At 58.8% G+C, this 16261-nt stretch carries 13 protein-coding genes and 1 tRNA gene; 7 read left to right on the plus strand and 7 right to left on the minus strand.

What is annotated here, in order from left to right:
- Positions 1 to 28: 28 nt before the first annotated feature.
- Positions 29 to 1507 carry a transcription termination factor NusA gene (gene nusA, locus LNV08_RS18615; protein ID WP_263535241.1) on the minus strand — a complete coding sequence of 493 codons (1479 nt, stop codon included), beginning with the start codon at positions 1505 to 1507 and terminating at the stop codon, positions 29 to 31.
- The gene (gene rimP / locus LNV08_RS18620) at positions 1504 to 2115 is read right to left on the minus strand and encodes a ribosome maturation factor RimP (protein ID WP_263535242.1); all 612 of its coding nucleotides are present in this window, start codon (positions 2113 to 2115) and stop codon (positions 1504 to 1506) included. The genes nusA and rimP overlap by 4 nt, the downstream gene beginning before the upstream one ends.
- Positions 2116 to 2453: 338 nt before the next feature.
- On the opposite strand from rimP, the gene fabI reads away from it, so the two are divergent.
- Positions 2454 to 3236 carry an enoyl-ACP reductase FabI gene (gene fabI / locus LNV08_RS18625; protein ID WP_263535243.1) on the plus strand — a complete coding sequence of 261 codons (783 nt, stop codon included), beginning with the start codon at positions 2454 to 2456 and terminating at the stop codon, positions 3234 to 3236.
- Between the two features lie 60 nt (positions 3237 to 3296).
- Here the strand turns inward: fabI and LNV08_RS18630 are convergent, their stop codons facing one another.
- A complete protein-coding gene (locus LNV08_RS18630) occupies positions 3297 to 5561 on the minus strand; it encodes an arginine/lysine/ornithine decarboxylase (RefSeq protein ID WP_263535244.1) in 2265 nt (754 codons plus the stop codon).
- A 165-nt stretch (positions 5562 to 5726) separates the two neighbouring features.
- On the opposite strand from LNV08_RS18630, the gene LNV08_RS18635 reads away from it, so the two are divergent.
- The 4 genes from LNV08_RS18635 to LNV08_RS18650 all read left to right on the plus strand — a co-directional run bounded on the left by LNV08_RS18635 (position 5727) and on the right by LNV08_RS18650 (position 8709).
- Complete coding sequence (locus tag LNV08_RS18635) at positions 5727 to 6155, plus strand: NfeD family protein (protein WP_263535245.1); 429 nt, start codon at positions 5727 to 5729, stop codon at positions 6153 to 6155.
- A gap of 39 nt (positions 6156 to 6194) precedes the next feature.
- The gene (locus LNV08_RS18640) at positions 6195 to 7109 is read left to right on the plus strand and encodes an SPFH domain-containing protein (RefSeq protein WP_263535246.1); all 915 of its coding nucleotides are present in this window, start codon (positions 6195 to 6197) and stop codon (positions 7107 to 7109) included.
- Between the two features lie 101 nt (positions 7110 to 7210).
- Positions 7211 to 7300: transfer RNA gene (locus LNV08_RS18645), tRNA-Ser, on the plus strand.
- A gap of 197 nt (positions 7301 to 7497) precedes the next feature.
- Positions 7498 to 8709, plus strand: a complete 1212-nt coding sequence (locus LNV08_RS18650) for a tyrosine-type recombinase/integrase (RefSeq protein WP_263535247.1) — start codon at positions 7498 to 7500, stop codon at positions 8707 to 8709.
- A 217-nt stretch (positions 8710 to 8926) separates the two neighbouring features.
- Here the strand turns inward: LNV08_RS18650 and LNV08_RS18655 are convergent, their stop codons facing one another.
- From LNV08_RS18655 to LNV08_RS18670, 4 genes are all read right to left on the minus strand, one after another.
- Positions 8927 to 9544: a recombinase family protein gene (locus LNV08_RS18655; RefSeq protein WP_263535248.1), complete on the minus strand. Its 618-nt coding sequence runs from the start codon at positions 9542 to 9544 to the stop codon at positions 8927 to 8929.
- A gap of 633 nt (positions 9545 to 10177) precedes the next feature.
- Positions 10178 to 11389, minus strand: coding sequence for a M56 family metallopeptidase (locus LNV08_RS18660; protein WP_263535249.1), 1212 nt, complete (start codon positions 11387 to 11389; stop codon positions 10178 to 10180).
- Complete coding sequence (locus LNV08_RS18665) at positions 11373 to 11777, minus strand: BlaI/MecI/CopY family transcriptional regulator (protein WP_263535250.1); 405 nt, start codon at positions 11775 to 11777, stop codon at positions 11373 to 11375. Before LNV08_RS18665 ends, LNV08_RS18660 begins: the two co-directional genes overlap by 17 nt.
- A gap of 481 nt (positions 11778 to 12258) precedes the next feature.
- The gene (locus LNV08_RS18670) at positions 12259 to 13368 is read right to left on the minus strand and encodes a serine hydrolase domain-containing protein (protein ID WP_263535251.1); all 1110 of its coding nucleotides are present in this window, start codon (positions 13366 to 13368) and stop codon (positions 12259 to 12261) included.
- 779 nt (positions 13369 to 14147) lie between these two features.
- Here LNV08_RS18670 and LNV08_RS18675 point away from each other — a divergent pair.
- Positions 14148 to 15239 carry a transporter gene (locus tag LNV08_RS18675; protein WP_263535252.1) on the plus strand — a complete coding sequence of 364 codons (1092 nt, stop codon included), beginning with the start codon at positions 14148 to 14150 and terminating at the stop codon, positions 15237 to 15239.
- Positions 15236 to 16252: a HupE/UreJ family protein gene (locus tag LNV08_RS18680; RefSeq protein WP_263535253.1), complete on the plus strand. Its 1017-nt coding sequence runs from the start codon at positions 15236 to 15238 to the stop codon at positions 16250 to 16252. The genes LNV08_RS18675 and LNV08_RS18680 overlap by 4 nt, the downstream gene beginning before the upstream one ends.
- Positions 16253 to 16261 lie beyond the last annotated feature (9 nt).

A 16261-nucleotide genomic window follows, 5' to 3' on the forward strand; every position in this document is an offset into this window, starting at 1 on the left:
TAATGGGTCGAGCTGAAGCCACCAGGGCTCAAGCCGTGAACCAATGCTCGCGAGCCTTCATGATCATGGTGCGGGCCAAGCCCTCATCCATGCCAGCGAGTTCAACGAGTTCGTCGACGGCCAAATCGGCCAAATCGTCGCGGGTATGAATGTCGCCAGCGGAGAGTTTTGCAACCAGTTCAGGCGTCATGCCTTCCAGGTCGCGCAGGTCTTGGGACACGTCCTCGACCTTCTCTTCACGGGCAATCTCCATGGTCAACAAGGCATCCTTCGCTCGGGTGCGCAATTCGTTGACCGTGTCCTCGTCGAAGGCCTCGACTTCCAGCATTTCCTGCATAGGCACGTAGGCCACTTCTTCCAGGCTGGTAAAACCTTCGGCGATCAAGATGTCGGCGACTTCGGCATCCACATCGAGTTTCTCGATGAAGAGCTTGCGCACCGACTCTGATTCCTGCTCATGCTTCACGGCCGATTCCTCGGCCGACATGATGTTGATGCGCCAGCCCGTTAATTCCGAGGCCAAACGCACATTCTGACCACCGCGACCGATGGCGATGGCGAGGTTTTCCTCGTCCACCACTACATCCATCGCGTGGCGCTCTTCGTCAACCACAATCGACTGCACATTGGCCGGAGCCAAGGCGCCGATGACAAACTGGGCCGGGTCTTCGGACCACAGCACAATGTCCACACGCTCGCCGGCCAACTCATTCGTCACGCCATTGACGCGCGAACCACGCACGCCGACACAAGTGCCGATCGGGTCAACCCGCTTGTCATGCGACAACACAGCCAACTTGGCACGCGAACCGGCATCACGGGCGCAGCTCTTGATCTCGAGCAGACCCTGCTCGATCTCGGGCACTTCTTGCGAGAACAACTCCGTCATGAAGGACGGGGCATTGCGCGACAACATGATTTGCGGGCCGCGCTGGGTGGGGTCGATGCCCAGAATCACCGCACGAACCCGGTCACCGGTGCGCAGATTTTCCTTGGGGATCATCTCGCTGCGCTTGAGGCGCCCTTCAATCCGACCGGATTCGGCAATGACGTCGCCCTTGTCCAGGCGCTTGACGGTGCCAACAAAAATTTGCTCGCCACGGGCCAGGAAGTCATTCAGCAACTGTTCACGTTCGGCGTCGCGAATCTTCTGCAGAATCACCTGCTTGGCCGCTTGCGCGCCGATGCGGCCGATAGGCACCGAATCAATCGGCTCTTCGATGTGATCTTCAACTTCGATGTCGGCAATTTGCTCTTGCGCTTCAAACAGCAAGATTTCCGCATCCGGATTCTGCAGACCCGCCTCATTAGGCACCACATGCCAGCGACGGAAGGTCTCGTAGGCGCCTGACTCCCGGTCTACCGAGACGCGAATATCAGCCTCGCCACCGCATAGCTTCTTGGTAGCCGAAGCCAATGCCGCCTCGACAGCACCAAACACCACGTCGAGCTCGACGCTTTTCTCGCGAGAAATCGCGTCCACCAACATCAACAGTTCGCGGTTCATTGATCAGGACCTCCGTCTACTTTGTCATCTTTGCTCTCGGCCTTGGCCCGCTTCGGCTTCTTGGCCGGCTCGGGCTTCACGCCGCGGCCCTTGAAACTCACCACCGGCACCAAACGGGCCTCGCGGAGTTCTTCAAGAGCAAAATCCAAGGCCTGATCGGCCTTGCCATCATTAAAAACTATGCGCCAAGTTTCAGCGGCAGCCGACTCAGCGGCAACGCCCTCGACTTCAAGCTTGGCCGCCTCGGCAGCCGGCACCGCACCCAGTACACCCTGGTACTTCTTGCGCCCCTGAAAGGGCATACGCAGCGTGATCTCGATTTCCTCACCCACGAAGCGGGCATAGTCTGCCGACTTCTTCAGCGGACGGTCCAGACCCGGCGAGGAAACCTCAAGCCGCTCGTAAGGACAAGCCTCGACCTCAAGCAAGTACTGCAACTGACGCGTCACGCGCTCGCAATCATCAACATCAATCAAACCACCGGCCAAGGCAACTTCAGGCAACTTGTCAATGTACACACGCACCAGACCTGCTGGAGTGCGCTCGCAATCCACCAAGTCGTAACCCAATCCGGTTACCGTTTTTTCAACAGCCTCTTGCCAATTCATGCGCGGTATGTTTTCTTGTTTCTAATGAGCAGTACGAGATGAGCGTGATGATTCAAATTTTAATCAACAGAACGTTCAAGCAAAAAAAATGGGCTGGATGAATCCGCCCAACTTCCCCACTCGAGATTCCATTCGGTCTTCAAACCCACCCCGAAGGGATTTGACCTGAAGCAAACCCAAGCGCCGCAAGAGACTTGAGTCTTTTCGCCGACCCCGACCTAAGCCAAGTCAGCGAAGCCGGGATTGTACTATGTATGCGAAGCACCGACAAGTACAAGGCTTGCTAATACGCGAAGCCATGCGAAAATCATCGATTGTTTCAAATCAAAGGAGCCACTATGGGATTTCTGGCAGGCAAGCGATTGCTGATCACGGGCCTTCTGTCCAACCGATCCATCGCCTACGGCATTGCAAAAGCTTGCCACCGCGAAGGTGCCGAGTTGGCATTTAGCTATCAAGGCGCGCGCTTCAAGGATCGCATCACCGAATTTGCCGCCGAGTTTGACTCCACGCTTATTTTTGACTGCGACGTGTCCGATGACGCGCAGATGGAAGCACTGTTCACCGATCTGGGTGCAGCCTGGCCAGAGTTTGACGGTTTCGTCCACTCGATTGGCTTCGCGCCACGAGATGCCATCGCAGGCGACTTCCTGGACGGGCTGACGCGTGAGAACTTCCGCATCGCCCATGACATCTCGGCTTACAGCTTCCCCGCCATGGCCAAATTGGCTGCACCGCGCCTGCGTGCCGGCGCTGCGCTGCTGACCCTGTCCTATCTGGGCGCTGCACGCTATGTGCCGAACTACAACACCATGGGCTTGGCCAAGGCCTCGCTGGAAGCCAGTGTGCGCTATCTGGCGCAATCGATGGGTAAGCGCGGCATCCGGGTCAACGGCCTGTCAGCCGGCCCGATCAAAACCCTGGCAGCTTCGGGCATCAAGGATTTTGGCAAGCTCTTGACGCAGTTCGCTGCGAACACACCAATTCGTCGCAACATCACGATCGAGGATGTCGGCAACGTCGCCGCCTTCTTGTTGTCCGATTTGGCAGCCGGCATCAGCGCCGAGATCACCTATGTGGACGGCGGCTACAGCCAAGTCGCCCTGACCGACGAAGAATAAGCCAACAGGCGCCATGCAAAACGGGACCATCAGGTCCCGTTTTCTTATGCGTCGCCGCGATTAATCGTCGGCCTGCACACAGTCAACAAAGTAGCTTGAGCGCCCATCTTCGCCCTTCACCTCGACCAGGCCATGGACGTCGGTCGAGAAGCCCGGGAATTGAGCATTGAAGTCGCGTGTGAATCTCAAATATTCAACAATTTTCTTATTGAATCGCTCGCCCGGGATCAACAAAGGAATGCCGGGCGGATAAGGCGTCAGCAACACCGTCGTGACGCGCCCTTCCAATGCGTCGATAGGCACCCGCTCGGTACGGCGATGCGCGATGTATGAGTAGGCATCGCTAGGCTTCATGGCCGGCTGCAGGTCGGACAAATACACCTCGGTGGTCAAGCGCGCAATATCGCCCTTGGCATACATCTCGTGAATGTTCTGGCACAGATCGCGCAAGCCCAAGCGCTCGTAGCGCGGATGCGCTGCCGCGAACTCCGGCAAGATGCGCCAAATCGGCGCGTTCCTGTCGTAGTCATCCTTGAACTGCTGCAAGGCAGTCAAAAGCGTATTCCAGCGCCCCTTGGTGATCCCGATGGTGAACAAGATGAAGAAGGAGTACAGACCCGTCTTCTCCACCACCACACCATGCTCGGCCAAGAATTTGGTCACGATGGAGGCCGGGATGCCGGTCTCGGCAAACTTGCCGCTCATGTCCATGCCGGGCGTGATGATGGTGGACTTGATCGGGTCCAGCATATTGAAGCCCGCGGCAATCTTGCCGAAGCCATGCCACTTCTCGTTCGCCTTGAGCATCCAATCGGCCGGCTTGCCGAAGCCATCTTCGGTCAACTTGTCCGGACCCCAGACCTTGAACCACCAGTCCTTGCCATATTCAGCATCGACCTTGCGCATCGCGCGGCGGAAGTCCAAGGCCTCCGAAATGCTCTCCTCCACCAAGGCGGTTCCGCCCGGTGGCTCCATCATGGCGGCCGCCACATCACAGCTCGCAATGATTGAGTATTGCGGACTGGTCGAGGTATGCATCAGATAGGCCTCATTGAACAAATGCTTGTCCAACTTGACGTCCTGCGAGTCCTGCACCAAGACCTGCGAGGCTTGACTCAAACCGGCCAGCAACTTGTGCGTTGACTGCGTGGCGTAGACCATCGCGGTCTTCGGGCGCGGACGGTTCTTGCCCATCGCATGGTAGGAGCCATAGAAGTTATGGAAGGCCGCATGCGGCAACCAAGCCTCATCGAAATGCAGCGTGTCGATCCAGCCGTCCAGCTTCTTCTTGATCGTCTCGGTGTTGTAGAGCACGCCGTCATAGGTGGATTGCGTCAAGGTCATGATGCGCGGCTTGACCGTCTTGACGTCCACACCCTTGAGCAGCGGGTTCTTGGCGATCTTCTTGCGAATGGCCTCGGGCGAGAACTCGCTTTCCGGGATCGGGCCAATGATGCCGTAATGGTTGCGCGTGGGCGTCATGAAGACCGGCACTGCGCCGGTCATGATGATGGCGTGCAAGATGCTCTTGTGGCAGTTGCGATCCACCACCACCACATCGCCAGGCGCCACCGTGTGGTGCCAGACCATCTTGTTGGAGGTCGAAGTGCCGTTGGTCACGAAGAAGCAATGATCGGCATTGAAGATGCGAGCCGCATTTTTCTCCGAGGCCGCCACCGGGCCGGTATGGTCCAGCAGTTGACCCAACTCCTCGACCGCATTGCAAACATCGGCCCGCAACATATTCTCGCCAAAGAACTGGTGGAACATTTGACCGACCGGGCTCTTCAGGAACGCCACACCGCCACCGTGGCCAGGACAATGCCAGGAGTAAGAGCCGTCTTGGGCATAGTCCATCAGCGCCTTGAAGAAGGGCGGAGCGAGTCCATCGAGGTAGCTCTTGGCCTCACGGATGATGTGACGCGCGACGAATTCCGGCGTGTCCTCAAACATATGAATGAAGCCATGCAACTCACGCAAGATGTCGTTGGGCAGATGCTGGGATGTGCGCGTCTCGCCGTAGATATAGATCGGGATGTCGGCGTTCTTGAAGCGGATTTCTTCAATGAATTTACGCAGTGACAGCACTGCAGGATCCAGCTCCGGCCCAGGCGTGAACTCCTCATCGTCGATCGACAAGATGAAGGCACTGGCGCGGCTTTGCTGCTGCGCGAACTGGCTCAGGTCCCCGTAACTGGTCGCCCCCAGCACTTCGAAACCTTCTTTTTGGATCGCATCGGCCAGCGCGCGAATACCCAAACCCGAAGTGTTCTCGGAGCGATAGTCCTCGTCGATGATGACGATGGGGAAACGAAAACGAAGCATCGTGAGCCTCCAGGGGCTAGGCAGTTAAAAAAAGAAAGGCGCGAAGTGTAGACCCTCAGGTCTTCCGCCAGGCATCGACATGAATTTAATCATCAAAAACACCGCAAAAGCACCAAAAACCGGGGGCGATACACTCGTCCGGGATCTTGAACCGAAAGAGGTGACATGGCGATGAATATAGCCAACGCATGGTGGATCGCCTGCGGCATTTTGATTGCCGTCGAACTCTGCACCGGCACTTTCTACCTGTTGATGCTAGCCCTCGGATGTGCAGCCGGCGCAGGCGCGGCGCATCTGGGCCTGGGCGGGGAGCAGCAGGTATTGACCGCTGCTGTCGTTGGGGGCGCGGCTGTTGCTGCCTGCTACCTAGCCAGGCGCAACAGCCATCAAGTCGTACCCGCCGGCGAGAACGCCGACGTCAATATGGACATTGGCCAGACTGTGGAGGTCGAAAGCTGGCAAAGCGACGGATCCACGCGCGTCAAATACCGGGGCGCTGCCTGGCAAGCCCGCTGCATCAGCAACACCGTGCCAGTGCCGGGACGCTATGTCATACGCGCCGTCGAGGGCAGCTGCCTATTGCTCGACCACTGAACTTTCACATCAATAAAAAGTAGACAAGAGGGACTCTCCATGGAATTCGCAGTTGTTTTGCTGGTCGTAGCGATCGTCTTCATCGTCCAGTCCATCAAGGTCGTGCCGCAGCAAAACGCCTGGGTGGTAGAGCGGCTTGGCAAGTACCACGGCACCTTGACGCCGGGCCTGAACTTCCTCTGGCCCTTTGTTGACCGCCTGGCCTACCGACATTCGCTGAAAGAAATCCCGCTCGACGTGCCCAGCCAAGTCTGCATCACCAAAGACAACACCCAGCTGACGGTCGACGGCATCCTCTACTTCCAAGTCACCGACGCGATGCGAGCCAGCTACGGCTCCAGCAACTTCATTGTCGCCATCACTCAGTTGGCTCAAACCACGCTGCGCTCGGTGATTGGCCGTATGGAACTGGACCGCACCTTCGAGGAGCGCGACGTCATCAACAGCTCAGTCGTGCAAGCGCTGGATGAGGCGGCGCTGAACTGGGGTGTCAAGGTACTGCGCTATGAGATCAAAGACCTGACCCCGCCCGCCGTCATCCTGCATGCGATGCAGGCGCAAATCACCGCGGAGCGTGAAAAGCGCGCCTTGATTGCCGCGTCCGAAGGCCGCCGCCAAGAGCAAATCAATATCGCCACAGGCGCCCGCGAAGCGGCCATCGCCCGCTCCGAAGGCGACAAGCAAGCCGAGATCAACAAGGCGGTCGGCGAAGCCGCAGCCATCACCGCCGTTGCCGACGCCACTGCCGATGCGATTCGCAAGATAGCCGCAGCCATTCAAGCGCCGGGTGGCGAACAGGCCGTGCAACTCAAAGTCGCTGAAAAAGCAGTAGATGCCTACGCTCAATTGGCCAAGGCCAACAACACAATGATCGTGCCGGGCAATATGAGCGAAGTGTCCGGTTTGATTGGCACGGCTATGGCCTTGATGAAGGGCGCCGGCTCAAAGCCGTGAGCGCGATCTCCGGGCTTTTGCTGAGCAAATAGGTCAGCTGCGATGACAAACTCAGCAAACAAGAAGTACAGGCTCAAAAGTGCGCTATGATGGAGGGCTTCGGAGAGGTGGATGAGCGGTTTAAGTCGCACGCCTGGAAAGCGTGTGTGGGTTTATCCCCACCGCGGGTTCGAATCCCGCCCTCTCCGCCAGAAATATGTCCAGGACCATCCACATAGGTCCATCGCAGTACAAGAAGGCCCCGTGAATCAATGATTTACGGGGCTTTTTTACGTCCTTATGTCCACATACGTCTGCATGCAGCCACGGTCTGGTGAGGGCAACCGTGAGGGCAATTTATGCATTACCCTACCGGCAGTGCCAAATTACCCTCAAATGAAGGTCGCCGATGCTCACCGACACTGCAATCAAGAAGGCTAAGCCTACGGCCAAGCAGTACAAGTTGCCTGATGAAAAAGGCCTGCATCTCTTGGTGCGAACAAACGGCAACAAGCTTTGGCAGTTTCGATTCAGACATGAGGGCAAGGAAAAAACGGCTTCACTGGGCCAGTATCCCGATGTCAGCCTTAGCGACGCCCGCCAAAAGCGCGATGACCTGCGCAAGCTGGTAGCCACTGGCACAGACCCTGTTGCCGCCAAGCGTATAGCCAAGGCCGCAAAAGAGGCCAGCGCTATCAACACATTCGAGGCCGTCGCCCGAGACTGGCACGAGCATTGGAAGGCCAGTCGTAGCGACAGCCACGTTGCACAGGTACTTCGGCGTTTCGAGGCTGATGTATTCCCTGCAATCGGATCACGGCCCGTCGCAGATATTGAAGCCCCCGAACTTGTACAACTGGTGAAGGCGATCGCAAAGCGCGGCGCCATTGATGTAGCAAAGCGTGCACTACAGACCAGCGGTCAGGTGTTTAGGTTTGCAATTGCTCATGGCAAGGCCAAACGCAACCCAGCGACTGACATCAAGCCATCGGACATTCTTCCTCAGCGCAAGGCCGAGAACTATGCCCGCATCGGCGCGCCGGAGCTTCCCGCCCTACTTCGTAAAATCGAAGGCTACCAGGGCACACCGGTGACCCGAATGGCCATCAAATTGATGGCGCTGACTTTTGTGCGTACCGGCGAACTGATCGGTGCCAAGTGGACCGAGTTTGATTTGGACGCTGCTCGATGGGATATTCCGGCTGATCGAATGAAGATGCGAACCCCGCACATCGTGCCGTTGTCTACTCAGGCTATTGATGTCTTGCGGGTGCTTGAGAGCGTGACGGGTGAAAACGTACTGCTATTCCCAGGTGAGCGCAAAAAGGGCAAACCCATGAGTAACAACACGATCCTAAAAGCGCTCGAAATCATGGGCTACAAAGGCCGTATGACGGGTCACGGCTTCAGGGGTGTCGCGTCGACCTTGTTGCATGAACAAGGGTTTGAACATGCGCATATCGAACTGCAATTGGCCCACGCTGAGCGCAACGAGGTTTCTGCGGCCTACAACCATGCGCTTTATCTGCCACAACGTGCAGCCATGATGCAGGCTTGGGGTGATTACCTTGATGGACTACGGACCGGCCAAATTAGTCCGCTCGGTCGGCTCGCTGCATAGTGTTTTATGTACAGCGAGACACTGCTGCTCCATGCGCTTGCTCAAGTCGGGCAAGGCGCAAAGGTTCTTAGCGTTCGCAATAGTCAGCCAAGGCCTCAGAGCTTAAGAAAGTGGCGCACCTTTCAAGCAATGTTAGCTTATACTAACATCAACAAAGGCCACCACAACGCTCTCTGCTCAAGTCGCCATTGTCAACACTTGGCATTTTAAGAGCGGCCTAACCGGCAGCCTTCAACACCCGCTGCACCACTGACACGCCGCACGGTATCGCCGCAGCGATCTTGACCATGCCAAGCCCCTCTGCGCGCAACTCACGTATCCGCGCCTCAACGTCTTCGCTGGCCCTAGGCCGACCAATCGCCAGCCCCGATTTCGTGCCGACCTTCTTGGCCCGAGCCAGGCCGGCATGGATACGCTCTTGAATGATTGCGCGTTCAAACTCGGCAAACACACCCAACATGCCGAAGATGGCCTTGCCTGCCGGTGTCGTGGTGTTGATGCCTTGCTGGTGCAGGTACAGGTCCACGCCGGTCGAGTGCAACTCCTGCAGCATGTTGATCAGGTCGATCAGTGACCGGCCCAAGCGATCCACCGACCAGGCCGCCACCACGTCAAACTCCTTGCGCGCTACACCCTTTAGTAGTGCTTCAAGCCTTGGCCTGTCTTTGCGGCCCTTGGCACCACTGATGCCACGGTCAACGAACTCATCAGCAACGGCCCAGCCAAGGCGCTCTGACGCCGCTCGCAGCTCTTGCAGTTGGTTCTCGGTGGATTGCTTGTCGGTGGACACGCGGGCATATAGCGCGACTCTGAGCACCTTACTTGCCTTAGTCATGTGGAACTCTCTGAGTTGGTGGCTCAGGATCGTGCCTTATCTCTGTACGGAAAGCAACTGGTTTGCGTATGCATTAAATCAGGTGCTGCCGTCATGGGTGCGCGCTGGTAATTTCCAGTTGGGGGTTTCGGTATGCCCTCGAAGCCTGGCACAAGCAGACCCAGGTGCATCAACCAGGACCATCCTTTTGGAAATTCAGCAAGTGAATTCAGAGGGGGACGGACTGCCCCCCCTACACACCCCAAATTGCCTAGAACCCCGTCGGGCTAAACCCCACCTAACCCGCGCGCAGTTTTGGACGAGTTTTGGCAGCAATTCAGTCGAAGGTGGCTGAAGCGGCATGTCTGCCGCTTGCATCTGCGCATCCGGGCTGAAAGACAGCACGGTGCCCAAACCGGGCATTCGAAGTCGCACCTTATGACCAGTTCAATCGGCACCGGTCGCCCGCCGCGTCCTGAACGCCAAAGTCAGCTGACTCACGCAGGGGAAAGAGTCAGATCTTGCGATCCAGCACCCACCCCAGCGCTGAAGGTGGTCAGGCAATGCATGAAAGCAAGACCTGGGCCCTCGCCGCGTGTTGACCGGGCTGGTCAGTTGACCCCGACCGGCGCTCACCACGGCAGGGTCACTGACTCACTCAAAACTGAAGTGGAACTTCTGTTCGACAAACACACCGTCCTTGCTGCCGGGCGAACATTTATAGCCTTCGATGGCCTTGCGCACCGGCTGGGCCAGACGCTCGTCGCCCACTATCTTGATTTGCTCAACCTTGCCTCCCTGGCTGATGGCAAAGCGTGCATTCAGCAGAAATTCGCCTTGGATATTCTGCTCAGGCACCTCCGGTTTGGGCATGACGCTGCAAACTTCGCTGGCCTTCACGGCTGAGCTCTTTTTGGTCTGAGGCGACGCCTCTTTTTGCGCCAAAGCGGCGGCGACGCCAAAGCTGGCAAGTGCCAAACCCAGCAGCAGAGCGTGGCCACCAAGGCGGCGCAAGGGGGAAGCAGGAACATGGTGGATTTTCAACATGGTGATTCTCTCGATCAGTGGATGGGTGGATTGCCAGGCCGTGGCAAGAGGCGGTACTGCAGCGAAACCCTGAACCTTCAGCAAGGTCTGGGCATAAAGCGGCCAGGCGCCGGGACGGCTGGCCAGAACTCGAGCGTCACAGGCCAATTCCTGGTCTTGGCGCAAGCGCGACAGGGCCAGCCAGACCAGCGGGTTGAACCATTGCAAGGCCGCCAACACACAGGCCAGCAGCCGCGCGGCGTTGTCGCGGCGAGCCGCATGACCCTGCTCATGGGCGAGGATCAGGCCGCGTTCCTCGGCATTGAAACGCTGCTCAAAATCGAGCGGCAGCACCAATTGGGCCTGCCAGCAGCCCAGCAGGGCCGGACTGCTGCCCGCCGGCGCCAACCAAACCCCTTGACCACGCCGCAAGCGGCCTCGATAGGCCCGGTGCTGAGCCCAGCTTAGGAGCCCCAAGGCCAGTGCCCCCAGCGCCCACACCGCCAGCAGCAGCGAGGCTTGCAATACCGGGGGGCCCAGCGATGCTGCGAAGGCAGCAAGGAGCGTCCACCAGTCGTCGGCCGCAGACGCGCGCCACATTTGCATCGCCACGGTCGGCAGTTGCAGCGGCGGCAGATCGTTGATGTGCGTGGCCAAACCCGGCGCCGCAGCGACGCCCGCCACCATCAGCAGGGGCAAGGCCCAGAGGCCGTACTGCGCCTGCGCACCAAGCCAGCGACGCAAGGGCGAACGCAGCATCAGCACCAGCGCAAGCCCGACAGACAAGGCCAAACTTAGGCGCCACAACAGGCTCAGGATCTGTTCAGGACTGGCCATCATCGTCTGTGCCTCCGGCTTGTTGATCCAGCAGTTGGCGCAGGGCCAGCACGTCTTCGGCGCTGAGCCGACGTTGCGCCGAAAAATGGGCAACCAGCGGTGAGAGGCGACCCAGAAACAGCCGATCCAGCAGGCCCAAAGTTTCTTCTTCCTCCCATGCCTGCTGGGCCAACACGGGGCTGTAAAGATAGCGCCGCCCCTCGCGCTCCGCACTGACCGCGCCCTTGTTGAGCAATCGGTTCAGCAAGGTCTTGACCGTGCCCAACTGCCACTCCGCCGCTCCACTGGCCAGTGACTGCGCAAGCGCGGCGGCAATGTCTTCGGCCGTCTGAGCTTGGCGCTGCCACAGCACTTGAAGAATGCGACTTTCTGCTTCAGAGATCGGGCTCATGATTCGACAACAGTTGTTAACGGCGCGAATGTTTACAGATGTTGTCGATGATCGCAAGTCCGCGTAAACCCTCGCTCAAGCCGTTTGACCGGCTCGGATTCCAACACGCCTTGTAGCCCGGTAGGTTCATGGAGTGAGCCTTCGAACTCCAACATAGCTGCGCGCCACCAACCGTTCTCACGGCAGCGACCGATGTTGGGGTTCACGGTGTTCACCGCAAACCTACATATTTGCCAATGCCGACTCATTGCCGATTTCGTGAGCGTACTGAGCGAAGGCAATAGACAGCTCCGGGCACCTTGCGGCCCGCAGCAAGAGTTGGGACCGTGCGAGAAAGGGAATTAGCCGAACCAGCACGGTTGGCGCTATGCTGTTCGTCTCAGCCAAAGTCAACCGTCCATGACGGTGAGATTTGCAGTGGAGCGCTTGAACTTCCTATGTGTACGGGCTCTGCTTGAGTCCCGGGCGCCAAGCCCCAGACTCAATCGGGCAACAAACTCATCATGACCTCTTGGGTAGCCTTGTCGGCCCCCATGTCGGGACCAGCGTTTGCCGCCACCAAAACGCCGCGGCCGGATTCCGGGAACAGAGCCACCAATGCAAACCAGTTGCCATCTGAGCCGGCATGCATCAACACCGGGCCCTTGCGCCCGGCCAAGCTCGCCTGCACGCCCCAGCCAAGGCTGCCCTCCCCACCCGGCAGGACACTTTGCATCAGGCGGTAGGACGCGGGGCTCAGTAATTTGCCGGCGCCTTGCTGTGCCGCCAGCTGGTCCAGGCAAAAGCTGGCCCAGTCACGCATGCTCATGTGCAGATTACCGGCCGGTGCAAACATCGCAGGATTGCTGTCCGTCGCCTTGTCCACAGGTTTGCCCTGCGTATGACCGGTGTTCTGACCCTTTTTGGTAGTGCCAAAGCCGACCTGCTTCATGCCCAGCGGCTCGAACAATTCTCGTCGCATCAGATCCTCATAGCTGCTGCGGGTGGCGCGCTCGGCGATGGCGGCAGCCACCATGAAACCGGTGTTGCTGTAACTGACTTTGCTGCCCGGTGCCGCCACCGACGCTTCCGACAGGGCTCGGGCGATATAGGCAAGACGCTGCTCGGTCGGGGAACGAGTGTCGGTGTGGAACGTTTCAAAGTACTTTTCATCACTGAAGTTCTCCGGCAGACCCGACCGATGCGACAGCAATTCGATCAGCGTCACCTTGCGGTACTGCTCGTTCATCTGTTCTTTCAGTTCGGGCAACAGCAACTCCAGCGGCGCATCCCAGGACAAGACGCCCCGGTCAACCAGCTTCGCCAACAGGGCCGCTGTCATTGGCTTGCCGTCGGAGCCAATCAGCCAGACGTCGTCGAGCTGCACGGTGTTCTTGCCGTCGTTGCGGCGCAGGCCAGTCGCCTCCTCCTGCAGAATCTTGCCGTCGCGCAGTTCCACGGCGGCGATGGCGGGCGTCTTGCTGCCCTCCAAAGCCTTGCTCAAGGCCAGTTTCAGATCACCGGCAGCTTTGGTTTGGGCCTGCACGGCCGAAGCCGCAGTGAGCATATAGAGCGAGACCGCCAAAGTGGTGAGTAAGCGAGGCAACAACATGGAACATCCTTTGAAGGCATGGGGCGGGGGAAAGAGCTCGCCCGGTTGGGCTTGGTGGTTACAAGTGAGCAGAATGTGTGCCAGGCTTCGACTTGCACTCAATGTCAATCAAATCAACCGCTTACCTATGACGACGGCCACTCCCACCTGTCCACGGACAGTCTGCGGACAGCCAGCGGACAGTCAATGCTGTCAGACCCCTCGCACTTGTTCGCCAGGATAGTTTCGATAGGCAAGGAGTTGGACCGGGGCTTAGCCGTAGTCGGCTCTGGGCACCGTGCTGGCGCCACCCACTGCGCATCCGAATGACACGAACTGGCCAGGGCCGTGAGGCCGCATCGTCGCCAGTAAGCCGCCGTTGACAAAAACGGTCGGCGAATCGAACGTCAGCTATGCGGCGCTTGGTCCAACTGTCAGCCTGGCGCAGGCCGGGACATTGCGAGGGCCCTGACGGCCTGGCAACACAGTGCCCATAGGAGTCGCTGGCGCTTTCAATCTCTACGACAAGCCGTCTCGACAGCAGAAGGCTGGCAAATTGGCAGAGTAGGCTTCGACTGATCTGATGGAGGTTCTCCAAATTGGTCGTAACGAGTTCTAACGGGAAACTGAAAGCTTAATTCGAATCGGGAGGACAAAAAGAGTTGAGCCCATGTCAGTTCAGCGTTTTCCTTTTTATACGTGCACTCCAAACTACCGCCGCCTGAGACGCGGGTAAAAATCGGATGTGATTGAGCTACAGTGCATGCGACAAAAATCAGACCTTGTTGCTGGAGTGGTGAATGACCCGACTTGATTTGCAGCTTCCTGTGTTGAGTTCCCATCGCCGGGGTCGAAAGTTGAGCCTCGACCTAGCCGCATCAAACGGCACAGGCTCCTCTCTGGAGCACCAACTCAAACAGGATGTTGCGCAGCCCAACTTGCGCCGTCGCGCCGGTCAGTTGGCTGCTGGGGTTATCTTCAGCGCGCTGGCATCTGCCGCCGGCGCAACCGAATCGGGCGGTGGGCGGCCGGTGGCAGGCACGGCGGTCAACCCTTCGGCCGGCGTTGTGCCTGATCAGCCCATCATGATGTTCAATCTGGGTTTGCAGGCAGTGGACGGCAATATCGGGGCCAACAAGCAGATCCCGATTGCCGGCCGAATCGCGGGCGAGGCCGAGAATCAGTACACGCTCCAATCGCTGTCCCTGTTCAAGGTCTGGGACACCGGCCCCGGCGCATGGCACTTTGCCTCATCGCTGACGATGCTGTTTATGCAGAGTGAAGTCACCGTCCAGGCCTTTGTGCCGCCAGCGCCGGGGCTCGATCACAGCGCCAAGGTTGCTGGGCTGTATGACTTGGCGATCACGCCCATCGTCGCCGGTTATCACTTCAGCAAGGACGAGCATTTGTCGCTGTCGCTGCGAGTCTGGGCACCTACAGGGCGTTATGTATCCGGCAAGCTGGTCAATCTGAGCCAGAACGTTTGGACCGCCATTCCTACCCTGTCCTACACGCGCTACCTGCCGCAGGGATGGGAAGTCTCCAGCGTGGCAACGCTCAATTTCTCGACCCGCAACAAAGCCAGCAACTATCAAAGCGCACCCTTGTTTACCTTGGACGTGCTCGGCTCCAAAAAGCTGGGTGATGGTTGGGCGATGGGGGCCATTGCGGGGTGGATCGAGCAGATCGGCAAGGACTCGGGGCCACTGGCCGACAAGCTCAATGGCTTTCGCGGCAGCGAGTTGGCACTCGGACCCATCGTGACGTATTCAAGCAAGATCGGCGCGTTGCCGCTGTCCTCGTCCTTTCGCTGGATGAACACGGTGTCGCAACGCAATCGCATGGACCGCAATACGTTCTATCTCTCCTTCAGCGTCCCGGTGCCGCTTTGAAGCCATCCCTCAGCAGCCGGCTGCCCTGGCGCACCTGGTGCTGCTTGTGGGCGGCCTTGCTGCTGTTTGTTGGTGCAGCCGGGGCACATGAGATCCGGCCGGCCTATCTTGAAGTGATGCCCACTCAGAGCGGCTGGCAGGTCTTATGGAAGCAGCCCGTGGTCGGTGATGCGGCGGTCGCGTTGCAGCCGGTTTTTTCCGGGGGCTGGCTCGACGACTCGTCCGCCGAGCTGTCGCGCACGCCCACGCATTTGGTCAAGCAATGGCGAGTCGCGGCCACGCAAGCGCCCTTGGAGGGGCAGACCATCACTATCACCGGGCTTGACCGCACCATCACCGACACCTTGGTGCACATCCGCCTGAGCGACGGCAGTGACATCACGCGGCTGCTCAAACCGGATGCGCCGTCGATGCGGGTTGAAGCCGGTCGCGGCGCCCCAGCTGTGGCGGCCTATCTGATGCTAGGCATTCAGCACATCTTGCTGGGCATCGACCATTTGCTGTTTGTACTGGGGCTCTTGCTGCTGGTGCGCAAACGCGCTCGCCTGCTGTGGACGATCACCGCCTTCACCTTGGCGCACAGCCTCACATTGGCGCTGTCGGCCTTGCAGATTGTGCAGGTGTCGGTGCCGCTGATTGAAGCCACCATTGCCCTGAGCATCCTGTTTGTCGCCGTTGAAGTGGTTAATCTTTGGCGCGGCGAGGCCGGGTTGGCCTCGCGCTGGCCCTGGGGTGTGGCTTTTGCTTTTGGGCTGCTGCATGGTTTCGGCTTCGCGAGTGCTTTGGGCGAAGTGGGCCTGCCCAAGGATGCGGTACTGCCGGCCTTGCTCTTGTTCAACCTTGGCGTCGAAATCGGGCAGCTCGCCTTCGTTGCCGCCGTGCTCTTGGCGTATCGCGCCTTGCGCCGCATTCGCCCCGCGCTGCTGGAGCGCGGCCGCTGGCTGGCGCCCTATGCCATCGGCGGGCTGGCTGGTTTTTGGTGTATCGAACGCAGCATCGCCGCATTCACATGAGAACGAATT

Origin of the sequence: Paucibacter sp. TC2R-5, from assembly GCF_025717605.1 — a bacterium.
GTDB lineage: Bacteria > Pseudomonadota > Gammaproteobacteria > Burkholderiales > Burkholderiaceae_C > Paucibacter_A > Paucibacter_A albus.